This window comes from Streptococcus sp. GS001 (genome assembly GCF_021595565.1).
In the GTDB taxonomy this organism is placed as follows: Bacteria; Bacillota; Bacilli; order Lactobacillales; family Streptococcaceae; genus Streptococcus; species Streptococcus xiaochunlingii.
In genome coordinates this window covers 129508-152096 of record NZ_JACSYJ010000003.1, presented here as the reverse complement: position 1 = coordinate 152096, position 22589 = coordinate 129508, and the positions used below count along the sequence as shown (strand labels likewise).

At 45.2% G+C, this 22589-nt stretch carries 25 protein-coding genes; 23 read left to right on the top strand and 2 right to left on the bottom strand.

Annotated elements, in window-relative coordinates; translation table 11 throughout:
• The first annotated feature begins 64 nt into the window (after positions 1 to 64).
• From H8S88_RS07535 to H8S88_RS07510, 6 genes are all read left to right on the top strand, one after another.
• Entirely contained in the window at positions 65 to 739 is a 675-nt protein-coding gene (locus tag H8S88_RS07535; RefSeq protein WP_236128219.1) for a CPBP family intramembrane glutamic endopeptidase, read from the top strand.
• Between the two features lie 158 nt (positions 740 to 897).
• Positions 898 to 1854, top strand: a complete 957-nt coding sequence (folP, locus tag H8S88_RS07530; RefSeq protein ID WP_236128218.1) for a dihydropteroate synthase — start codon at positions 898 to 900, stop codon at positions 1852 to 1854.
• A 16-nt stretch (positions 1855 to 1870) separates the two neighbouring features.
• Positions 1871 to 3175 carry a bifunctional folylpolyglutamate synthase/dihydrofolate synthase gene (locus H8S88_RS07525; RefSeq protein WP_125335680.1) on the top strand — a complete coding sequence of 435 codons (1305 nt, stop codon included), beginning with the start codon at positions 1871 to 1873 and terminating at the stop codon, positions 3173 to 3175.
• A gap of 1 nt (position 3176) precedes the next feature.
• Positions 3177 to 3731 (top strand): GTP cyclohydrolase I FolE, encoded by a 555-nt coding sequence (gene folE / locus H8S88_RS07520; protein WP_125335682.1) that lies wholly within the window; start codon positions 3177 to 3179, stop codon positions 3729 to 3731.
• A 26-nt stretch (positions 3732 to 3757) separates the two neighbouring features.
• On the top strand, positions 3758 to 4582 hold the full coding sequence (gene folK, locus H8S88_RS07515; RefSeq protein WP_125335684.1) for a 2-amino-4-hydroxy-6-hydroxymethyldihydropteridine diphosphokinase: 825 nt from the start codon (positions 3758 to 3760) through the stop codon (positions 4580 to 4582).
• A gap of 343 nt (positions 4583 to 4925) precedes the next feature.
• Positions 4926 to 5081 carry a hypothetical protein gene (locus tag H8S88_RS07510; RefSeq protein WP_185761522.1) on the top strand — a complete coding sequence of 52 codons (156 nt, stop codon included), beginning with the start codon at positions 4926 to 4928 and terminating at the stop codon, positions 5079 to 5081.
• 109 nt (positions 5082 to 5190) lie between these two features.
• Here H8S88_RS07510 and H8S88_RS07505 read toward each other — a convergent pair whose 3' ends face one another.
• Together H8S88_RS07505 and pepA are read right to left on the bottom strand one after the other, a co-directional pair.
• The gene (locus tag H8S88_RS07505; protein ID WP_125335685.1) at positions 5191 to 6675 is read right to left on the bottom strand and encodes a DUF1846 domain-containing protein; all 1485 of its coding nucleotides are present in this window, start codon (positions 6673 to 6675) and stop codon (positions 5191 to 5193) included.
• A gap of 158 nt (positions 6676 to 6833) precedes the next feature.
• Positions 6834 to 7898, bottom strand: a complete 1065-nt coding sequence (pepA, locus tag H8S88_RS07500; RefSeq protein ID WP_125335687.1) for a glutamyl aminopeptidase — start codon at positions 7896 to 7898, stop codon at positions 6834 to 6836.
• Positions 7899 to 8045: 147 nt separating this feature from the next.
• Between pepA and H8S88_RS07495 the strand changes: the two genes are divergently transcribed.
• The 17 genes from H8S88_RS07495 (at position 8046) to H8S88_RS07415 (ending at position 22585) form a co-directional block, all read left to right on the top strand.
• Entirely contained in the window at positions 8046 to 8336 is a 291-nt protein-coding gene (locus H8S88_RS07495) for a DUF4651 domain-containing protein (RefSeq protein WP_023022087.1), read from the top strand.
• On the top strand, positions 8333 to 8650 hold the full coding sequence (locus H8S88_RS07490) for a thioredoxin family protein (protein WP_125335689.1): 318 nt from the start codon (positions 8333 to 8335) through the stop codon (positions 8648 to 8650). The genes H8S88_RS07495 and H8S88_RS07490 overlap by 4 nt, the downstream gene beginning before the upstream one ends.
• Before the next feature lie 14 nt (positions 8651 to 8664).
• Complete coding sequence (gene ytpR, locus H8S88_RS07485) at positions 8665 to 9291, top strand: YtpR family tRNA-binding protein (protein ID WP_125335691.1); 627 nt, start codon at positions 8665 to 8667, stop codon at positions 9289 to 9291.
• A 237-nt stretch (positions 9292 to 9528) separates the two neighbouring features.
• Entirely contained in the window at positions 9529 to 9924 is a 396-nt protein-coding gene (locus H8S88_RS07480) for a single-stranded DNA-binding protein (protein WP_125335693.1), read from the top strand.
• Positions 9925 to 10143: 219 nt separating this feature from the next.
• Entirely contained in the window at positions 10144 to 11130 is a 987-nt protein-coding gene (locus tag H8S88_RS07475) for a substrate-binding domain-containing protein (RefSeq protein WP_125335695.1), read from the top strand.
• Complete coding sequence (locus tag H8S88_RS07470; protein WP_125335697.1) at positions 11130 to 12449, top strand: sensor histidine kinase; 1320 nt, start codon at positions 11130 to 11132, stop codon at positions 12447 to 12449. Before H8S88_RS07475 ends, H8S88_RS07470 begins: the two co-directional genes overlap by 1 nt.
• Positions 12446 to 13132: a response regulator transcription factor gene (locus H8S88_RS07465; RefSeq protein ID WP_006595115.1), complete on the top strand. Its 687-nt coding sequence runs from the start codon at positions 12446 to 12448 to the stop codon at positions 13130 to 13132. Before H8S88_RS07470 ends, H8S88_RS07465 begins: the two co-directional genes overlap by 4 nt.
• Positions 13129 to 14436 (top strand): ABC transporter substrate-binding protein, encoded by a 1308-nt coding sequence (locus H8S88_RS07460; RefSeq protein WP_061564661.1) that lies wholly within the window; start codon positions 13129 to 13131, stop codon positions 14434 to 14436. Before H8S88_RS07465 ends, H8S88_RS07460 begins: the two co-directional genes overlap by 4 nt.
• 134 nt (positions 14437 to 14570) lie before the next feature.
• Positions 14571 to 15011: a PTS sugar transporter subunit IIA gene (locus tag H8S88_RS07455; RefSeq protein WP_048789491.1), complete on the top strand. Its 441-nt coding sequence runs from the start codon at positions 14571 to 14573 to the stop codon at positions 15009 to 15011.
• 17 nt (positions 15012 to 15028) lie between these two features.
• A complete protein-coding gene (locus H8S88_RS07450) occupies positions 15029 to 15523 on the top strand; it encodes a PTS system mannose/fructose/N-acetylgalactosamine-transporter subunit IIB (protein ID WP_006595112.1) in 495 nt (164 codons plus the stop codon).
• Positions 15524 to 15585: 62 nt separating this feature from the next.
• The gene (locus H8S88_RS07445) at positions 15586 to 16428 is read left to right on the top strand and encodes a PTS mannose/fructose/sorbose/N-acetylgalactosamine transporter subunit IIC (protein WP_048789492.1); all 843 of its coding nucleotides are present in this window, start codon (positions 15586 to 15588) and stop codon (positions 16426 to 16428) included.
• Entirely contained in the window at positions 16412 to 17266 is an 855-nt protein-coding gene (locus tag H8S88_RS07440; RefSeq protein ID WP_042361448.1) for a PTS system mannose/fructose/sorbose family transporter subunit IID, read from the top strand. The genes H8S88_RS07445 and H8S88_RS07440 overlap by 17 nt, the downstream gene beginning before the upstream one ends.
• A gap of 102 nt (positions 17267 to 17368) precedes the next feature.
• A complete protein-coding gene (locus H8S88_RS07435) occupies positions 17369 to 17662 on the top strand; it encodes a hypothetical protein (RefSeq protein WP_048789493.1) in 294 nt (97 codons plus the stop codon).
• A gap of 127 nt (positions 17663 to 17789) precedes the next feature.
• Positions 17790 to 18074 (top strand): co-chaperone GroES, encoded by a 285-nt coding sequence (gene groES, locus H8S88_RS07430; protein WP_048789494.1) that lies wholly within the window; start codon positions 17790 to 17792, stop codon positions 18072 to 18074.
• A gap of 23 nt (positions 18075 to 18097) precedes the next feature.
• Positions 18098 to 19720, top strand: a complete 1623-nt coding sequence (gene groL, locus H8S88_RS07425; protein ID WP_048789495.1) for a chaperonin GroEL — start codon at positions 18098 to 18100, stop codon at positions 19718 to 19720.
• A gap of 954 nt (positions 19721 to 20674) precedes the next feature.
• Positions 20675 to 21937: an ABC transporter permease gene (locus tag H8S88_RS07420; protein WP_048789496.1), complete on the top strand. Its 1263-nt coding sequence runs from the start codon at positions 20675 to 20677 to the stop codon at positions 21935 to 21937.
• A 15-nt stretch (positions 21938 to 21952) separates the two neighbouring features.
• Positions 21953 to 22585, top strand: a complete 633-nt coding sequence (locus tag H8S88_RS07415; protein WP_009731296.1) for an ABC transporter ATP-binding protein — start codon at positions 21953 to 21955, stop codon at positions 22583 to 22585.
• Positions 22586 to 22589 lie beyond the last annotated feature (4 nt).

Sequence of the window (22589 nt, the reverse complement as noted above, 5' to 3'; positions counted from 1 at the left end):
GTTGCCCATCTATGCTATACTAGAAAAATAGTTTGATAATCGAGGTAAAATAATGGAAAATTGGATGGAGAAAAAATGGGTTTCGAATGGTTTATGGTTCCTAATCGGAATACCGCTATTGTTTGCAACTCAACTACCGATGGTCGCTTTGATCTTGGGGATTGAAAATGCTTGGTCAAATTGGACAATCAATAGCCTGGTCCTTGGAGTTACCATGCTCCTCGTCTATTTGCTTTGGTGGTTTATGAAATGGAGTCCACTTGATTCACTAGATTTTTCACGGATTACAGGCAGAGATATTGGAAGAAATTTCCTTTTCTTTTTGCTTCTACTAGCAAATAATATTGTGGGGGCTACAGTGCTTCGGAATATAGGAGAGACCACTACAGCCAATCAGGAAACAATTCAGGGGCTTTCTTCGGTGGCCCCACAGCTAGCAATGGGTTTGCTCATTGTCGTAGTGGCGCCTTTAGGAGAAGAAATTATCTGTCGGGCTGTTATTCCCCGCCTAATCTTTAAGGGATATGAAAAAATTGGCTATTTGGTTGGGGCTGTGGTGTTTGCCTATTTACACTCGCCAAGTAATCTTGGTTCCTGGGTCATCTATGGTGGCATGTCCCTCATCTTGACTTGGGTTGCCTACCGCTACAAACGAGTAGAATATTCGATTTTATTGCACTTTACCATGAATGCTTTTGCCTTTCTGATAACTGTTCTGGTTTCTTTTCTTCCCGCTTAAAATATGGTAGAATGATAGGACCAATGGGTTTTATTCAGAAGCTTTGGTAAGCTACCAAAGAAGCATCTAGGCGCAGATAGAGACAAACTCAGAGGTTGGAATCATTCTAACCTCTTTTCTATGCTTGGTTGGCTTTTCTTAGAAAGATGAAGGAAGATATGTCAAAGAGCGAATGGAGACAACTAGGAAAGGATCGGACCCTTCTATGTGGCATCCTCAATGTCACCCCCGACTCCTTTTCAGATGGGGGGCGTTACCAAACGGTAGAAAGAGCTCTAGAACAAGCGCGAAAGCTAATTGCAGAAGGAGCAAGGATGCTGGATATTGGTGGGGAGTCCACACGTCCAGGGAGCCACTTCGTAGAGATCCAAGAAGAGATCCAGCGGGTCGTACCAGTGATTGAAGCGATTCGAGCAGAGAGTGATATCTTGATTTCGGTTGATACTTGGAAGTCAGAGGTGGCCCTAGCAGCTCTAGAAGCTGGCGCAGACTTGGTCAATGATATTACAGGCCTGCTTGGGGATCCACAAATGGCGAGGGTGATTGCAGAAGCTAGTGCTGGAGCCATTCTTATGTTTAATCCAGTCATGGCTCGTCCTCATCATCCAAGTTCCGTGATTTTTCCAACCTTTGGTTTTGAGCCGGCCTTTTCATCGGAAGAGCTGGCGCAGTTTGAAGGCCTTTCTATCCAAGACTGTATGTGGGCCTTCTTTGACAAGAGTCTTGAGAGGGCGGCGGGAGCAGGATTGAGTCAGGATCAACTCTTCTTAGATCCGGGGATTGGTTTTGGCTTGACCAAGCGGGAAAACCTTCAACTCTTGCAGGACTTAAAAACCATTCATGCCAAAGGCTATCCAATCTTTTTAGGAGTCTCTCGTAAGCGCTTTGTGGTCAATATTCTGGAAGAAGAGGGATTTGAGACCGACCCTGAAACGAAAGAAGGATTCTACAATCGGGATTTGGCCTCTAGCCATTTAACGAGTATGGCTGCCAGTCAAGGGGTAGAAATCGTTCGCGTCCATGATATCCCTCTCCATAAGATGGCAGTAGCTATTGGTAGTGCAATCTACCAAGCCGATCAAGCGCAGGACCTTCATTTAAAACAATATCGCTAAAGAAAAGAGAAGAGATATGTCAGTAGATCTCAGTTGGTTAGCTAGGTATCGTTCTTCCGAGCCCCATTTTGGCTTGGAGCGAATGGAGGCCCTGCTAGCCTTGAGGGGGAATCCTCACCTCGCCTGTCCTGTAATCCATCTAGCTGGGACCAATGGGAAAGGATCAACCTTAGCTCATTTACGGTCTTTGCTAGAGGCTAAAGGCTTGCGGGTTGGTGTTTTTTCCTCCCCCTATCTAGTTTCCTTTAATGAGCAAATCAGTATCGATGGGATTCCCATTTCGGACCGAAATGTGGAGACTTATCTATCCCTCTATCAGGAGCTGCTTGCAAAAAATAGTTCTGACCAGACATTACGTGGCTTGACCGAGTTCGAGTTGATGACGGTCATGGCCTTTGATTATTTTGCAGCAAAAAAACCGGATGTGGTCGTGATGGAAGTGGGGATGGGCGGTCGTCTCGATAGTACCAATGTTTGTCAGCCTATTTTGACAGCCATCACGACGATTGGCCTCGATCATGTGGCTCTTTTAGGACCGAATTTGGCCTCTATCGCTAGAGAGAAGGCAGGAATCATCAAGGAAAAGATCCCAGTCTTGCTAGGTCGGATGGAACTAGAAGCCCAAGAAGTCATTGTACAACAGGCCCATCGCTTATCAGCACCAGTAGAGTTGCTAGGACAGGATTTTTTAGTTGGCTACCAAGAGTCTTTGGCTGATGGAGAAGTCTTTTGCTATCGGAGTCAGTATCGGGAAGAACTGCAATTGAAGACAGGGCTCTTAGGGCTTTATCAAGTCGACAATGCTGGTCTGGCCTTGGCTCTCTGTGATACCTTCTGTCAAGAAAAGGGACTCTCCCTCTTGAGCCAAGAAGAAATCCTCCAAGCTTGGGAGGGCGTCCAGTGGCCGGGACGCTTAGAGGTTATTTCTAGCCAGCCTCTCATCATTCTAGATGGCGCCCATAATCCGCATGCAGTAGCCCCTCTTATAACCACCATGAAAGAACGTTATGGACAGTTGGACAAACAAGTCTTGTTTACCTGTATCCAGACCAAGGCGATTGAGGAGATGCTGGAACTGTGGAGTGGACTGGAAAAGAGTTCGTTGACCTTGACGACCTTTGAAGATCCACGGGCTTATTCCACAAAAGAAATGCAGGAAATAGCCCATCAACAAGGCCTGCCTTATCAAGAATGGAAGTTATTTTTAACCCATTATCTAGAAAGAAAATCGCAACAAGCTGATCTCCTCTTAGTGACGGGATCCTTGTACTTTTTGGCTCAAGTGAGAGCCTTTCTAATCGAAGAAATCAGTAGGAGATGACATGGATACAAAGAAAATTCAAGAAGCCGTGAAGATGATTATCGACGCAGTCGGTGAAGACGGAAGCCGTGAGGGCTTGCAAGAAACTCCAGAACGCATTGCCAAGATGTACCAAGAGATTTTTGCAGGTCTCAACCAAACTGCGGAAGTCCATCTATCAAAATCTTTTGAGATTGTGGACAATAATATGGTGGTGGAAAAGGATATCTTCTTCCACTCTATGTGTGAACACCATTTCTTGCCCTTCTATGGCAAGGCCCACATTGCCTATATCCCTAACGGGCGCGTAGCGGGCCTTTCTAAGCTAGCTCGGACGGTGGAAGTTTACGCCAAAAAACCTCAAATACAGGAGCGCTTGACAGTGGAAATCGCGGATGCCTTGATGGAGTATCTGGGAGCGCAGGGAGCCCTTGTTTGGGTAGAGGCAGAGCACATGTGTATGAACATGCGTGGAGTGCGGAAACCAGGAACGGCTACTGTGACGACAGCGGCGCGTGGCTTGTTAGAGACAGATAAAGACCTGAAAAACGAAGCCTATAAACTGATGGGCCACTAACCCCTAGATGAACTGAGGTGACTATCGTGGATCAATTACGGATCAAAGATTTGGAAATCTATGCCTATCATGGTGTTTTTTCCGCTGAAAAGGAATTGGGGCAGCGTTTTGTCCTGGATGTCTGTGTCGATTATGAGATGACAAAGTCTGCACGGACGGGTGATTTGACGGCTTCGATCCATTATGGAATCTTAGCTGAGCAACTGACAGACTGGGTTCAAGTTGAGAAGATCGATTTGATTGAGACAGTGGCTTTTCAGCTAGTGGAGAAGATTTTTGCGACCTATGACTTTGTCAGAAAGGTTCGACTCGAGTTGAAAAAACCTTGGGCTCCAGTCCCTCTGCCTTTGGATACTTGTTCGGTCACGATTGAACGAGAAAAAAGACGGGCCTTTATTGGGCTGGGAACCAATATGGGCGATAAGGGACACCAGTTGGCGACGGCCTTATCTAAACTAGAAGAAAAGGGGATCACTATTCTCCAAACCTCTTCTCAGATTGAGACAGCGCCTTGGGGAGGAGTCGAGCAGGATAGCTTCCTTAACCAAGTCGTAGAGGTCGAAACTTGGTTTACGCCTCAAGATCTCATTGAAACGCTACTCGGAATCGAACGAGAAATGGGCCGGGTCCGTGAGGTGAAATGGGGACCACGTGTCATCGATTTAGATCTCCTTTATATGGAGGATCTGATCCTCTATAGTCCAGATTTGATTCTCCCTCATCCTTATGTGGCAGAACGGGCATTTGTCCTAGAATCCTTAAACGAAATTGCTCCTTACTTTGTGGATCCTGTCCAAAGAAGACAGATCCGACAACTGTGGGAGGCTGTGAAAGAAACAAAAGATACATAAACTGTTTCTTGATATAAAACAACCTAACTGATATTGAAAAGAAGCAAATGCTCTATACTATTAGGTTTATTCAAACATGTACAGGAACTTTCCGCGGTGAAAAAAGTGCTAGAAACAATAGTGTTTCTAGCACTCGGGAGTTTTGGAACCTTAGATCCAAAACTAAGTCATGGAACTTCTTCGAAGTTCGCTGACGTCCGTACTCACCTAAGGAAAGTTTCTAAGATTACTTTGTATTCAATCAGAGGTAGCTGATCCAAGGGTCAACTACCTTTTTTCACCTTGACAAGTTGTTTGAGCAGGAGTATACTGAGCTTGATTCGATGAAGAGAAGGTGGGACTGATGAAATCTTATCTTATAAAATGGTTGATCGCGATTGTCTTAGCTGTTCTTTTCCTTTGGTTGAGTTTGGAAACAGACCTACTGCCAAAAGAAGTGTATCCAATCCTCCTTGTCCTGATGCTGGTTGTAGGCCTCTATCTTTTTAAGGAAAAGTAATTCTCCATCCAACGAACATATGAAAAATCCCCGGGGTGCCAACTGTTTCAGGCATCCAAGGGATTTTTTGTATATGGAGCTAGGACCAACGGTCTAGCCTTGTTTTTCTTTATTTGCGGTACAAGCGATCGTATTGGTAGACTGGATCCATGGTCACATGGATACCCAGTTTGCGAAGGACGTTTTTATCTTCGTCCGTCAACATCACTGTTGAATGGGCTTCGCTTCCTTTCAATCGACCCAATTCTTGCATGGCAAGATTCGCCTCTGGATGGTTCATGGCTGTAATGGCTAGGGCGATGAGGATTTCATTTGAATGGAGGCGAGGGTTGCGACTGCCCAAGTGGTTGATCTTCAAGCCTTGGATTGGTTTCACATATTCTGGCTCAATCAACTTGGTTTCTTTATCAATATTGGCCAATTTCTTGATGGCGTTGATGAGAACAGCTGCCGTTGGACCAAATAAGTCAGAGGTCTTACCTGTCACGGTTTCTCCGTTCGGTAATTCCAGGGCCAAGGCAGGATCCCCTGTTTCTTCTTCTTTTTGGCGGGCAAGGATGGTGACTTGGCGATCTTTTGGTGAAATACCTAAGTCATTCATCAAGAGTTCAATTTTCTTAATAGCCCCGCTGCCAACACGCTCCGCTTTCACATCCAGAATAGTTTGGTAGTAACGGCGGATAATTTCTTGCTTAGAGGCTTCAATCGCTGCGTCATTGTCCACGATGGCAAAGCCGACCATGTTTACCCCCATATCCGTTGGGGAAGCGTAAGGAGATTCTCCGAGGATGCGTTCCAACATCCGCTTCAAGACAGGGAAGATTTCGATATCTCGGTTGTAGTTGACCGTTGTTTCGCCATAGGTTTGGAGGTGGAATGGGTCAATCATATTGACATCGTCTAGGTCTGCTGTCGCTGCTTCATAGGCCAAATTCACAGGGTGGTGCAATGGCAAGTTCCAAACTGGGAAAGTCTCGAACTTAGCATAACCAGATTTGATGCCATTCAGTTGGTCATGGTACATATTGGACATACAAGTAGCCAATTTACCAGAACCAGGACCAGGGGCTGTCACGACAACGAGGTTGCGGCTAGTCTGAATGTAGTCGTTTTTCCCCATTCCCTCAGGAGAAATGATGTGATCCATATCCGTTGGGTAGCCCTTGATTGGGTAGTGGAGATAAGAAGCGATGCCATTCTTTTCCAACTGTTTACGGAAAACATCTGCGGCTGGTTGACCAGCATACTGAGTGATGACGACAGAGCCAACATAGATGCCCAATTCGTTGAATTTATCGATCAAGCGGAAGACCTCTTGGTCGTAAGAAATCCCTAGGTCACCACGCGCTTTTGAATGCTCAATGTTATTGGCATTAATAGCAATCACAATCTCCACTTGGTCACGAAGTTCTTGGAGAAGCTTAATTTTGTTATCTGGTTCATAACCAGGAAGGACACGAGCTGCGTGGAAATCTTCCAACATTTTTCCTCCAAACTCTAGGTAGAGTTTGCCATCAAATTGGTTGATGCGCTCGAGGATGTGATCGCGCTGCAAATTCAAATACTTTTCGGAACTAAAAGCTTGTTTCTTCATTTAAACCTCCAATAAAGAAGCGAGGGTGATCTTTAGCGGTGCTCCGCCTTTCACATAGGGAAAGGGGAGTGCAAAAGAACACCCGTTGCAATATTCATTCAGTATTATATCAAAAAAACCCCAAAATGGGGATTTAAAACAATTATTTTGGAAAAATATTAATAATTCTTAATTAAATCAACGGTTGAACGATCCAATTTTTTAACCAAGGCTTGAAGGAAGGCTTGGGCTTGAAGGAAGTCATCCATGGCATAAAGGGTTTGGTGAGAGTGGATGTAGCGCGCGCAGACTCCGATGGTAGTGGATGGTACTCCACCACTTCGTAAGTGGGCCACTCCAGCATCCGTTCCGCCTTTTCCACAGTAGTATTGGTACTTGATACCAGCTTCTTCAGCAGTGGTTAGGAGGAAGTCTTTCATATTTGGCAACATGAGGTGACCTGGGTCAAAGAAACGAAGGAGGGTACCCTCACCAATGGCCCCTTGACCTCCGTAGACATCTGCCGCTGGAGAACAGTCAACAGCCAGGAAGATTTCTGGGTCAAACTTGGTCACAGAAGTCCCTGCACCACGCAGTCCGACTTCTTCTTGGACAGTTGCTCCGACATAGAGTTCGTTTGCTAGGGCTTGTCCAGAGAGGGCTTGTGCCAATTCGCTGACCATCAAGACACCATAACGGTTGTCCCAAGCTTTGGAAATAATGTTTTTCTGATTGGCTGTCAAGATTGCAGTGCTTTCAGGGACCAAGGTGTCGCCCGGACGGATCCCAAAGCTTTCTGCTTCTTCTTTGTTGGCAAAGCCACCGTCAAATACAATATCCCCAATTGCTGGAAGAGCAGGACCATTTGCGCCACGGGTCAAATGAGGGGGAACAGAGCCGGAAATGACAGGATAGGACCGGCCATCGCGTGTCAAAAGGGTGAAACGTTGGCTGCTGACCACCATAGGGTTCCAACCACCGATTTCAACCACACGGAAGGTGCCGTCTGCCTTGATCTCACTGACCATAAAGCCAACTTCATCCATATGGCCTGCGACCATGATGCGAGGAGCATGAGCCGCTTCTGAGTGGCGTACCCCAAAGATGCTTCCCAAGCCGTCTGTGACCACTTCATCCACATGTGGAGTGATCTGTTTGCGTAGATAATCGCGAACAGGCGCTTCGTGGCCAGAGATGGCAGGAAGTTCTGTTACTTCTTTGATTTTAGAAAATAAATCAGTCATAAGTTACCTTCTTTCTGATTGTTATTTTATCACTTTTTCAGTCGAGATGGTAGTGGCAGTTGAAGGGAATGAAAGTAGAACGTAATTGTTGATAGTAGCATTCTCCTTTCGTTGTCCCAGCTTGTATTTTGTGTTACAATATGAGGTATGAAAGCTAAAAAAATCATTTTATCCAGCCTTGCAGCAGCTAGTGCAAGTGCTCTTGCCCTTGGGGCCTATAAAATTGCCAAAGATCAAAAACGTTTGCGGACGCAAGAAGAGTTAGTCGCAGAAGTCCGTGAGCAGATGGAGAATATGGGGAAGATTGCGACCCTTTATGTGGAACTCTATGAATCAAGCGAAGAACGCCTGGTCGGAGGGCTTGTCTTTGAGGATGAGCGCCACTATCGCTTTGTCTATGAAGAGGGTCTCCTTCAGTATGAAGAGGAAAAACTATGATCATACCACAGTCCTTAGAGGAATTAGCTAGCTATGTCGAACAAGAAGGAAAGAAGGTTTTCTTCTTTTCAGCGGATTGGTGTGGTGATTGCCGGTATATCCAGCCTTTTTTGCCAGAGATTGAAGCGGAAAACCCTGAATTTACCTTCGTTTTGGTCGACCGTGACCAGTATCTAGACCTGGCTAAGCTTTGGGATATCTATGGCATTCCGAGTTTAGTGGTTCTAGACAAGGATCGGGAACTGGGCCGTTTCGTCAATCGCGATCGCAAAACCAAGGCTCAAATTTCAGAATTTTTAGCAAGATTGAAGTAGGAGAAAGAGAAAGAATGATTGTAACCTATAATAAAGAACAAGTCGGCGATGTCTTAATGCTCACCTTGAAAAACAGTGGGGATGCCAAGTTAGCAGTAGAACGCAAAGGCAAAGTAGCTCGTGTCTACCGTGAAGACAAGCAAGAAACAGTGGCCTGGAATATTTTTGAGGCTTCGACTTTATTTGCACTTGAAGGAAAGGGGCAAATTTTCTTGAGTGATGAGCAAGTTGCACGCCTCAATCAAGAGTTGCAAGCGGAAGGATTTGCAGAGGTCTTGGTCAATGACAAGGAGCCTAAGTTTGTCGTGGGACAAATCCTTGAAATGGTCGCTCATCCAGATAGTGACCACCTCAACATCTGCCAAGTGGCTGTCGGACCAGACAAGACGGTTCAGATCGTAGCAGGTGCGCCAAATGCGCGTGAAGGATTGAAGACAATCGTGGCTCTACCAGGTGCGATGATGCCAGATGGGAGCTTGATTTTCCCAGGGGCCCTTCGTGGAGAAAAGAGCTTTGGGATGATGTGTAGCCCACGCGAACTGCACTTACCAAATGCTCCACAAAAACGTGGGATTATTGAATTGCAAGATACAGAAGAGGTGGGAACTCCATTTGACCCCGCCCGTCACTGGCAAGGATAGAGAGTGGGACAGAAATCGGTCATTCGTTAGAATTCGATTTCGTCGTCCCACCTCCGCGCAGTTGAGTAGAGCTATAAAAGCTGATGAAATCAGCGTAGTAGAGCCCACTCAACCACTGCGTCTTGCTCGAAAATCCAAAAACAATTGAGAGGTTAGGACTTTTGTCCCAGCTTCTTTTTTATTTTCTTTCTCCAAATGACTAAAAAACTACGAATTATATAAGTAGGAGGAAAAAATATGTACAATAAAGTAATTTTAATCGGGCGCCTTGTGGCAGACCCAGAGCTTCATAAGACCAGTACGGACAAGTCCGTTGCCCGTGCAACGCTGGCTGTCAATCGGCGTTACAAGGATCAAAATGGCGACCGTGAGGCGGATTTTATCACTCTAGTAGTCTGGGGGAAATTAGCAGAGACCCTTGTATCCTATGCCAATAAAGGGAGCTTGCTCTCTGTGGATGGAGAACTTCGAACCAGACGTTATGAGAAGAATGGGACGACCCAATATGTGACAGAAGTGCTCTGTCAAGGCTTCCAGCTCTTAGAAAGTCGTGCTCAACGAGCGATGCGAGCCAATGGAGCGGGAGGGGATCTAGCGGATCTCATCCTGGAAGAGGAAGAACTTCCATTTTAAAAGAAGAAAACGGTGCAGTTGCTAAGCTGTGTCGTTTTTTCTTTTTCGAAATGTCTCGCTGAAGTTGCAGGGAAAAGTTATCGTCTAGATAGAGGAGTAAAACGCATTCATTTCCGTAAGTCCTTCAAGCTCTTGGTGAAAAATGCTATAATAAAAGATATTAAATACGAACGAAAAGGTTTGGTGTTGTAAAATAATTCGTTTTTAAGAGGAGAAGAGATGGGGTTGGAAGAGGAAGCTGTTCAAAAGAAGCGCAATCGAGCGATGATCTATACGATATTTTGGAGCCTGGTTTTTGTGGTAGTGGTCATCTACTTGAATGCGAGTCAACTAAAGCCTGTACGTGGTCAGATGCGGATTGGCGTGACCTACATGACCATGAACAATGAATTCTATCAAACACTTAATGCAGAAATTGAACGAGTGGCTGACGAAAAAGGGGACTTGCTTCTAGTTCGTAATCCAGAGTTAGACGAAGAAAAACAAAGTCAACAGATTGATTATTTTCGTCAACAAAAGGTTAATGTGATTGTGATTAATCCTGTAAAAGGAGATAGCCCTAAAATCATTGCTTCCCTGAAGAGGGCCCAACAGGCAGGGATTAAAATCATTGCAGTGGATAGTCAGCTCAGCCACTTCAAGGTGGATGCCAGTGTGGTGTCAGATAATTACCAAGCAGGGGTCTTGGTAGCCCAGCGCCTGATGAAGCAGAAAAATGAGGCGAAAATCCTTCTCTTAGAGCATAAGGGGACGGTATCGGCAGAGCAACGGATTCAAGGGTTCTTAGATACGATTCAGTCGGAGCCTGCCTATCACGTGGTTGGGAGAGAAGAGACTCGTGGTCAAACAGAATTGGCCTTGCCAGCTGTTTCCCAAGTTATTCAAGGCGGTCTTGATTTTGACACCGTCGTAGCCTTAAATGATCGAGCGGCCATCGGAGCTCTAGCAGCAATCAAGGAAAATCAACTAGCTACGCCGATTTCTATCTATGGAATTGATGGCTCTCCAGATATGAAGGTCTTGCTCTCAACGACGGATGATATCGAAGGGACGGTTGCTCAATCTCCTCTTAAAATGGGGAGACAGGTGATGCAAGTGATTGAGTGCATGAGGACAGGTAAATCCTACAAGGAGCAATATAAGATTCCAGTAGAGATGATTGATAAGGATAATGTTGACCGATACGATGTCAACGGGTGGCAGTAATGACCAAGCTTCGTGGCATTCGTTATAGTTTGATTTTATTAAAAATTATTAATTTCATCGCCATTTTATTTAGCAGTTCACTCTACCTACATGCGACCAATTACATCATTGCCAAGGGGCAGGGTTATCAATTATTGGAGCAATTAAGAGAAATACCGAGTTCACCAGCTAAGAATTTTTGGCTCTCCATCCTTCTCTTTGGAGGGATTCTTCTCATTACCTTTTATCGGATGTGCCAAGGGACACAGGAGTGGTCGGTTTTTGACAAATGGAATATTCTAGAAATACTGCTGATGCTAGGCGTCATGATGGCCCTCAGCTTCTCCTACAATGGGATCATCCTCTTGGTATTTGCCGATATCTTTTACGGTTCGAAAGAGTTTAGTAGTTCCAAGGACAGACGCTACTGGTTTGCCTTTATCCTTCTAAGTTTCATAGTCCTCCTTGTGACCAATTATGACATCCTTTCTCTAGTCGTGCAGTTGCCTTCGCTAGATACCTATATCGCCTTCTATCCTTCATCAATTCGGATGCTCATTCTATTTGCTAAAAATGCGCTAGCTTCCTTAAATATGGTTGTCTTTATTATTTCTCTTCTCTTTTACATTTTATCGGTAGTGGCAGAGCACCATCGGATCGAAAAAGAGTTAGAAATGGTTTCGCAGGTCAATACGGAATTAAATAGCTACATGGCCCTTTCGGAAAAGATTGCGGAGGATCGGGAGCGCAAGCGGATAGCACGGGAAATTCATGATACTCTGGGCCATGCCTTGACGGGTATTTCGGCGGGGATTGATGCAGTTGGGGTTCTGATTGATATTGACCCTGGTCGTGCCAAGACCCAGCTTCAATCGGTCTCTACGGTGGTACGAGATGGAATTAAGGACGTCCGAGGCTCTTTGAACAAGCTTCGGCCAGGTGCCCTGGAGGATCATACCTTGAGGGATGCGGTTTTGAAATTGGTTCACGAATACCAAGCTATTTCCCACCTACAAGTCGAGCTAAGCTATGACTGGGATGAGGTTGATCTAGATGTCATGGTGGAGGATACCGTCTTTCGAGTGATTCAGGAGTCCATGACCAATTCTGTCCGCCATGGTCATGCGAGCCATCTGAAGATCTCTTTTTTGGTGGAAGATGCCTATGTCATGATCCTTCAAGATAATGGAGTCGGCTTTGACCAACTGCAGGTCGGCTATGGTTTGAAACAAATGCGAGAGCGGGTCTCTATCTTGGGAGGAAGGATAGAATTTGCCAATCGAAATGGATTTTATACACGAATTGAATTACCCAAAGAAAAAGGAGGAAAGGTCTTATGATCAAAGTAATGATTGCGGATGACCAGGCACTGATTCGCGAGTCGCTCCAAATTATTTTGTCTGCTCATCAAGATATTCAGGTGACTTCTGCAGTGGCAGACGGTCATGAGGTGCTAGAGAGAATCCCTCAGGATCGACCTGATGTCGTATTGATGGATATTCGTATGCCCAAGATGGATGGCGTGATGGCGACAAAAGAAGTCAAGGAACGCTTCCCTGAGGTTAAAATCATCATTCTAACCACTTTTGATGATGATGATTTCATCTTTCGTGCTTTGAAATATGGAGCTTCAGGGTATTTGCTTAAAGGGGCTTCAACTGAGGAACTCTACCAAGCCATTCAAATTGTCTATCATGGGGGAGCCATGATTAACCCGAATATTGCTAGTAAGGTTTTCCAGATTTTTTCTCAGATGGCTCAGAGTAATTACACAATTTCTGTTTCTGAAGAATATGTGAGCGACTTATCCCTGACTGAATGGCGGATTATCCAGCAGGTTGGTTTTGGGGAGTCTAATAAGGAAATCGCAGCCAAACTTTTCCTGTCTGAGGGAACGATTCGGAATTACCTGTCAACCATTTTGTCTAAGTTGAACCTGCGGGATCGGACCCAGTTGGCTATTTGGTCTGTTCAAAAAGGTGTGACCACTAAGGATTTTGGAACAGAAAGTGATAGCCGATGAAGAAAATACGTAAGATTCGAGGCTCCAGATTGTTTCTAGGCTTGCTTTTTCTTTTTTTACTTGCTGGAGGGATTTGGTGGCAGCGTCAGCCTAAGCTTGTCCGCTTGGGGGTCTACGCTGGATCTAGCTGGGATGTGCCCACCCAAACGGAAGAAAAAGTCTTGGACCAAGCGATTGCTCGTTTCGAAAAAACGCATCCAGGGGTAAAGATTGTCTACGAAAGCGGAATTCCGAAGAATCAGTATGCGAGCTGGTTAGCCAATCAGATCCTCCATGGACAGGAGCCAGATCTATATATGGTATCCAGTACTGAGCTCCCGGTGTTAGCTGCGCGTGGGGCGGTAGAAGATTTGACCCCCTTGATGGACAAACAGGTCGATCCTTCTCATTTTTATCCAGTTGCCCTAGAAGCAGGTAAATACAAGAACCGTCAGTATGCCCTCCCATTTGAGAGCAATCCTGTTTTGATGTGTGTCAATAAAAATTTATTGGAAAAGGAAGGGATTGCTATTCCGAAAGAGGGGTGGACTTTGGAGGAATTTTATACGATTTGTCAAAAAGTGACGCGGGATACAGATGGAGATGGTGAGCTAGATCAGTTTGGAAGTACAGATTATACCTGGAGGGAGGCCTTGGCAGCCCATGGTGGCCAGCTTTTCAGTCAGGATAACATTAATCTGACGAGTAAAGAAATGAAGCGCTCGCTCTATTTTGTCGAAAAACTCGAAGCCCTTCATGGGAATTTCAATGTTACTTCTAAGGATTTTGATGAAGGCAAGGTCGCTTTTTATCCGATGACCTTGGCCCAGTACCGAACTTATAAACCTTATCCCTATCATGTTGCCAAATATTCAAATTTCACTTGGACCTGTATCCCTATGCCCGGGGCTTCTGGATCAACTCCGTCAACCTTAGTGGATACGTCCTTGTTTGCTCTGTCTTCTCGGGCCAGTGCTAGCAAGGAGGCCAAGGAATTCATGGAATTTTTGACCCAGGACCAGCAGGTCCAGCAGGAACTCTTCCGGCAGTCGCAGGGGACCTCTGTCCTCCCTTCGGTGGTCAATAGTTCGGAAAGTCGGGACCTTCTTAAAGCGGATGATTTCGGGGTTGATTCCTTGACGAATCGGACCCTGGACCAGATTATGAAAAAGGCTGTCCTAAGTACTCCTGGCAACCTACCCGATGATATCTGGGATCGATTGGATTATTTGATTCATAATGCTCTAAAAGCAAAGGATATTGATAATCAATTGCCTCAAATTCAAAAGATTATTGAGGAAATGCTTCGGGAGAAGTTTCGTTAAGAGCAACTAGGCATCTGTCAAGTGACAGATGTCATTTTTTTATTGACAGATGTCAACTTTTCTTTGTGACAAATGACAATAGTAAAACGCTTTTAAAAACAATACAATAAGGTCATCATAAAGGAGGAGAAAGGATGAAGTATCTGGTATTGGTCAGTCATGGTGGACTGGCAGAAGGTCTGAAAAGTTCGCTGGCAATGTTTGCTGGGGATAAGATAGATCAGGTGATTGCGGTCGGACTGAAAGAAGGCAAATCGGTAGATGATTTTGCTCATGATTTTCGTCAGGCGATTTCCCATTTAACAGATGAGGACTCTGTCTTAGTTCTAGCAGACATTGTAGGTGGCAGTCCTTTGACAACGGCAACGACAGTGCTAGAGGAGCAAGGAAAGCTGAGTACAGCCTTGATCTTAGGTGGAATGAACTTGACCATGGCGCTGACAGCAGTTGTGATGAAGGACATGATGGAGGGGGCTGATTTAGCCCAGGTGATTTTATCCGAAGCTTCCACAGCCTTGCAAGAATTTACCCTTGCCCCGGTAGAGGGTGACGATGATGAAGAAGATGATATTTAACTAAGGGAGGTTAGAAAATGGTAGTATCATTTGTACGGATTGACGACCGTATGATCCACGGTCAAACAGTAACTCGATGGGCTAAAGAAAAGCCTTGTGATGGCTTGATCGCCGTCAACGACGCAGCAGCTTCCAACAAGGTCTTGATTCAAGCCTATAAAGGGGCTTCAGATAAGAAAACCTTTGTTTGGACCAAGGAAGCTTTCAAAGAAAAATCTGCCAAAGTAACGGAATCAGAAACTCGCTATTTCTTGATTACTAAGAACCCCATCGATATGAAAGAAATTTTGGTAGACCAAGGGTTTGTCCCAGGCGATGTCAAAGAAATCATTGTCGGTCCTGCAAATGACCGTCCGGGTGCTGTGAAATTGGGAAATAACCAATCCATCACCCAGGAAGAAGCAGAAGCCATCGAAGCCATTCAGGCTGCAGGCTACAAGGTGAAATTCCAGTTGCTTCCAGATGTATCCATCGGTTACTGGGATGATTTTAAATCAAAATTCGGATTCTAGAGAGGGGAGCATCCTAGCTCTTCGTCACTAAACTATACTTACAAACAAAAGGAGCGTTTGTTATGACAATTTCATGGATTCAAGCAATCTTGCTTGGTATTTTCGCCAGCTTGTCTTCAATGCCTGGTATGGGTGGTTCCAGTATCGGGAACTATACACTTGGTCGTCCCCTAGTTGGTGGGTTGATCTCAGGGTTAATCCTTGGAGATGTGACAACCGGTATCATGGTCGGGGTTGCCCTTCAGGTCGTTTATATCGCCTTGGTAACACCTGGTGGAACTGTATCTGCTGATGTACGGGCTATTTCTTATATCGGAATTCCCCTTTCTATCTTATTTGTTCATGCTAACAATATCACGGGTGAGGCAGCAATTGCAGCGGCAGCAGCCCCAATCGGTGCAGCCGTTGGGACTATCGGTACCGTTCTTTTCTACGGTACTGCAACCATGAACTTGCTTTGGCAACATATCGGTTGGAAAGCCGTTGAAGAAGGAAACTTCAAAAAACTCTACGCAGTTGATTGGGTTTACCCATGGATTTCTCACTTCCTCTTCTCCTTCCTTCCAACCATGATTATCACCAAATACGGTGAAAACATGGTGGATTTGATGAAACAATACCTTCCAATGGATGGTTACTGGATGAAAGCCCTCTTTACAGTCGGTGCCCTTCTTCCATGTGTCGGTATTGCCATCCTCTTGAAGCAAATCGTTACAGAAGTAAGAGACTTCATTCCATTCTTTGTTGGATTTACCTTGGCAAAATCTCTTGGCTTGAACTTGGTAGCGAGTGCGGTAGTTTCATTGATCTTTGCAGTGATCTACTATGAACTTGAAGTGATTAAAACAATGAAAGTCGTCCCTGCTGGAGTAAATGACTTTGACGATGATGAGGAGGATATCTAAGATGGCTGATAAAAAGAAAATTTCAAAGAAAACGCTAACCAAAGCATTCCATCATTGGTATTATGGTCACTTGACTTGTTTTTCTCAAGAACACATGCAAACCTTTGGGTATTTGACTTCAATGCTTCCAATCGTGGAAGAAATGTATGATTCCAAAGAAGAACAAAAAGAAGCCATGCAAACCTATACAGCCTTCTTCAACACGGAACCACAATTGGGATCATTGGTTGTAGGGATCACAGCTGGTTTGGAAGAAGCGCGTGCCAATGGAGAAGCAGTAGATGGCGAAACCATCAACGGGATGCGTGCTGGTTTGATGGGTCCAATCGCTGGGATTGGGGACTCCTTGGTTGTTGGGACCTTAATTCCTGTACTTCTCGGGATTGCCCTTGGTCTTTCTAAAGGCGGAAACATTGCAGGAGCTCTCTTCTATATCGTCGTTTGGAACCTCTTGGTCTACTTAGGCATGCGTTTCGCCTTCTTCAAAGGCTATCACTTAGGGGACAAGGCTGTTGAATTCCTTGTAGGACCAAAAGGACAAGCCCTTCGTAAAGCAATTAGTGTGGTCGGTGGTATGGTCATCGGTGCTGTAGCAGCGACTTGGGTCTCTGTTACAACAGCCCTCGAATTCAAAAATGCTGATGGAGAAGCCTTCCTTAAAATCCAAGAAAAGATTGATGGCGTCTATCCAGGTCTCTTGACTGCTGCCTTTATCACGCTTTGCTGGTGGCTCATGGCGAAGAAGAAAGTCTCACCAAACAAGGTCATGCTTCTCTTAGTCATCATCGCCTTAGCTGGGGTAGCTCTTGGAATCTTTGACCCAGGTCTCAAATACTAAGAGAAAACTGGAAACAGTTTATTGCAACCGGAGCATTGAGAATGAAGTACGTGACCTCCTTTACGAATACTTCATTCTCAATTTTTATTGAAGGAGGCATCTATGCACACCAGACAAGAATTAATAAAAGGGTATGAGACGGAAATTCGCTACCAACGCCATATGTTGGAAAACTTGGGTCGCTGGTTTAGTGTGCTCTTTCTCATGGCCAGTATTGGTGGACTGCTGATTTATTTCTTTCACAAGACTTCCCTCCTATTTTTGATCTTAGGTAGCTTGATTGCCCTGATTGGAATAGCAGGGATGTTGCTAGTGGGGTATGGGATGTATCGTGGTCGAGCCAACTTACAAAAAGTCATCCAAGCTTACCAACAAAAACTAAATTTGGTTGGCTAGAAATCGAAAACACTTCGAAGAGATTGAGGTGTTTTTTTCTTGACTATTTTTGACCAAGTGATACAATAGAAGCATGAGTTAGCACTCGTTGCTGAAGAGTGCTAAAATACAAGAACGGAGGAATGACATGTTAAAACCATTAGGAGACCGAGTGGTCTTGAAAGTAGAAGAAAAAGAACAAACAGTCGGTGGCTTTGTCATCGCAGGAGCAAGTCAAGCTGAAACTAAAACAGCAGAAGTTATCGCTGTAGGTGAGGGAGTTCGGACCCTCAGTGGCGAGTTGGTAGCACCAAGTGTCAAAGTCGGTGATACGGTCTTGGTGGAAAATCATGCAGGCGTTGAAGTGAAAGACGGCGATGAGAAGTACACGATTGTTGGGACTGCAAGTATTCTTGCCATTGTTGAAGCCTAAAGAATCAGAAAGGAGAAAGATGTATGTCAAAAGAAATTAAATTTTCATCAGATGCTCGTGCAGCCATGGTCCGTGGGGTGGATATCCTAGCAGATACCGTTAAGGTGACCTTAGGACCTAAAGGGCGCAATGTGGTTCTTGAAAAATCATTTGGGTCACCCTTGATCACCAATGATGGGGTGACTATCGCTAAGGAAATCGAATTGGAAGACCACTTCGAAAATATGGGTGCCAAATTGGTATCAGAAGTTGCTTCTAAGACCAACGATATCGCTGGAGACGGAACAACCACTGCGACTGTCTTGACCCAAGCTATCGTCCGTGAAGGGATCAAGAACGTTACAGCGGGTGCGAATCCAATTGGTATCCGTCGAGGGATTGAAGCAGCGGTTGCGACTGCTGTTGAAGCCTTGAAAAACAATGCCATTCCAGTTGCCAATAAAGAGGCTATCGCCCAGGTTGCAGCTGTCTCTTCTCGCTCTGAAAAAGTCGGTGAATACATCTCAGAAGCCATGGAAAAAGTGGGTAACGATGGGGTGATCACGATTGAAGAATCTCGTGGAATGGAAACCGAGTTAGAAGTCGTTGAAGGAATGCAGTTTGACCGTGGTTACCTCTCTCAATACATGGTCACTGATAATGAAAAAATGGTGGCAGACCTTGAAAATCCTTATATCTTGATCACCGACAAGAAGGTATCAAACATCCAGGAAATCTTGCCATTGCTTGAAAGTATCCTTCAAAGCAACCGTCCACTCTTGATCATTGCGGATGATGTGGATGGAGAAGCCCTCCCAACGCTTGTCTTGAACAAGATTCGTGGAACTTTCAATGTCGTAGCTGTTAAGGCACCAGGATTTGGAGACCGTCGCAAAGCTATGCTAGAAGACATCGCGATCTTGACAGGTGGTACTGTTATCACAGAAGATCTTGGTCTTGAGTTGAAAGATGCGACCATCGAGGCGCTCGGTCAAGCAAGTAAGGTGACAGTGGACAAAGATAGCACAGTCATTGTAGAAGGTGCAGGAAATCCTGAAGCTATCGCTAACCGTGTGGCTGTGATCAAATCACAAATCGAAACCACAACTTCAGAATTTGACCGTGAAAAACTCCAAGAACGCTTGGCAAAATTGTCTGGTGGCGTTGCAGTCATCAAGGTCGGAGCTGCAACCGAAACAGAGTTGAAAGAAATGAAACTCCGTATCGAAGACGCCCTCAATGCGACACGCGCAGCGGTTGAAGAAGGAATTGTTGCCGGTGGTGGTACGGCCCTTGCCAATGTTATTTCTGCAGTTGCAACCCTTGAATTGGAAGGGGACGAAGCGACAGGACGCAACATTGTGCTTCGCGCCTTGGAAGAGCCTGTACGTCAAATCGCTCACAATGCAGGCTATGAAGGATCAATCGTTATCGATCGCTTGAAACATGCAGAAGTCGGAACAGGCTTCAATGCTGCAACAGGTGAATGGGTCAACATGATTGAAGCAGGAATTATCGACCCAGTGAAGGTGAGCCGTTCAGCCCTTCAAAATGCGGCTTCCGTAGCGAGCCTTATCTTGACGACCGAAGCAGTGGTAGCCAACAAACCAGAACCAGCTCCAGCAGCACCAGCTATGGATCCAAGCATGATGGGTGGGATGATGTAATCTGATACCAATGATTGGTGCTAAAGCACCGAATCATTGGACGGTAGCCGCTATGTCGCGGTCTACCTAATCATCTTACTAAGAAAACAAAGAAGGCATTATCGGCCTTCTTTATTTTCTGTCGTAATCTGTGTGTTTGATTGAGACTATGCCTCTAATCATTTGACGCCAACCGCTATCAGGCGGTTTGGCTAAACGTCTTACTAGCTCAAAGGGAGGAAAGTATCGTTCCTCCCTTTTTCGCGTCGTAACCTGTGTAAAAGATTGGTACTAAAGTGCCTAATCATCTTACTAGCTCAAAGAGGTTGGCAAGTCTCCAATCCTCAATCAATCATTGGATGAACTGATTATTCTAATCTTTTCTTTGTGGCAGAAGGATGCATATTTATATATATTACGAAAGTTTGTGAAATAAATTTGGCTGAAGCCTGTTTTTTCTACAGTTCGGTTTCCTTTCTTGAAGAAACTAAGATCAATCCGATGAGGATCAGAGCAGTTATTTGAGGTGCGGATTTTTGTTTACATATAGTGATGTTAAGGGAAGAATAACCTTTGAAGCTGGTGGATAGATAGTTGGTATTTTGAAGTGACCTGCCTGTTCGATATTTGGAACAAAAATGCAATACAAATTCCTTTATTTTGTAACAAAGATGCGTTAAAATATAGGAAGTAGATAAATGTTCTACACTAGAGCAAGGGGGGAATACTTCCCACATACATGTCTAAAGACAAAAACTTGATCGAATAAATTAAAACTTTTTGATTCTTAATTTTTATCGACCTTTTTCATATTAAACTTTTTCATCCACCCCTTGCTAAGGCTCTTCCAGATTTTTCTGGGGGAGTTTTTTTCTATTTCATAAACATTTCACATTTCTTTTCTATAATAACTATAACAAATGATGAAAGCGCCCATTTTGTATTGCTGTGGGCTTTGAAATGGAGGGTGAGTTCATGCTCTTACAACAGGCAATTGCCTATATTACTCGAAAAAGAACGAGGAATCTGGTTCTCTTTCTGATTCTCCTCTTGATCCTCTCTTGCTTGTATTTCTGTTTTTCACTGATGCAAGTAGGAGGAAGGCTGGAGGAACATATCAAACAGTCGGCTGGGACCAGTTTTGCCCTGACCAGTAAGCAGGGGAATACTCCCTTTGCGCTGAAGGAGGCTGAAAAGGTGCAGCGACTAGCTGGGGTGGGAGGCATGGTTCCTCAATATGAAAGTCCCGTTCGCATTCTTGGTAAAGAAGCGGTGACGGGACAGCAGTCGGTGGAGCGGGATGATTTGGGTCAGGAAGCCAAGCAAGCGCTAGGCGCTGTTTTCACCCAGAAGACAGACCAGCACCTGGATTTCCGGAGTAGCAGTTTCCAACTGGTGCAAGGCAAGCACTTATCCGATCAGGCTCGCGGCCAGATCTTGATCCACCAAGAGTTGGCTAAGAAGAACAAGCTAAAGGTCGGAGATTCCTTGACCTTATCCAGCTTTCAGATGGGAGAGACTCCCGCCAAAGAGCAAACATTTGAAATCGTAGGGATCTTTTCGGGTAAGAAACAGGAAAAATTCACAGGAATGACCTCTGATTTGAGTGAAAATCAAGTCTACCTCCCTTATGAGGATGCGACCAAGCTCCTTGGTCTCAGTCAGCAAGAAGTGACCCAGGTCACCTTTGGGGTCAAAGATCCTGAGAAAATCGATGCCCTCTTGAAGCAGGTCAAAAGCTTGGATCTGGATTGGCAGTCTCTACGCGTGGTCGAAGATCGCAAGGCCTTTGACCAGATGAAGGAATCCTCTCAGACCCTAGAAGGCCTGGTGCGGATCATGATGATCGTCCTCCTGGTGACGGGAGCCGGTGCCCTATCGCTCTTACTCAGTCTCTGGACACGGGAGCGGATCCATGAAATCGGAGTCCTCTTATCCATTGGGAAGAGCAAGGGCCGGATCTTTAGACAGTTCCTCTTGGAAGTGGTGCTGGTATCCTTATTAGCAGTGATCCCAGCCTTTCTCATCGGGCGGATGGTCAGCCATCGTTTCTTAGAGCAGTTTGTCGGACAGACGGGTCAACAGCAGACCCTAGACTTGCTCAACCAAGTCCCTCAAGGCCTTTCCTTAGGAATCGCCTATGCTAGCCTCTTGTGCTTGATCCTTCTGTCGCTCGGTGTAACGACCAGCATGATCTGGCGCAAGACCCCAAAAGAAATATTAACAAAAATGAGTTAAGGAGAAATGACACATATGTTAGAACTCAAGAATGTAGCCTATAGTTACCAAAGCTATAGTGAAGATATCCTCTCAAATGTGAACTATCAGTTCGAAAATGGGACATTTTACAGTATTATTGGTCAGTCAGGAACTGGGAAATCAACCCTCCTCTCCCTCTTGGCTGGTCTGGACAATCCCAAGAAGGGTCAGGTTCTCTTTGATGGGGAGGACATCCAGACCAAAGGGTCTAGCTACCACCGCAAGCACCATGTCTCCCTGGTCTTCCAGAATTACAATCTAATCGATTATTTGACGCCACTGGAAAATGTCCGTCTGGTTAACAAACAGGCTGGGAAAGAGATTCTCTTGGAATTGGGATTGGACGAAACGCAAATCAAACGCAATGTCCTGCAATTATCTGGAGGACAACAACAGCGGGTGGCCATTGCGCGTGCGCTCGTTTCAGAAGCACCTGTCATCTTGGCAGATGAGCCGACAGGAAACTTAGATGAACAGACAGCCGGTGACATTATTGCCATTTTGAAGAAGTTGGCCAAGGAACGCCAAAAATGTGTCATTGTCGTCACCCACAGTAAGGAAGTGGCAGAGGCCTCCGATGTGGTCTTGGAATTGAGTCGCCGTAGCCTCGTTGAGAAGAGCAAGTAAGGAG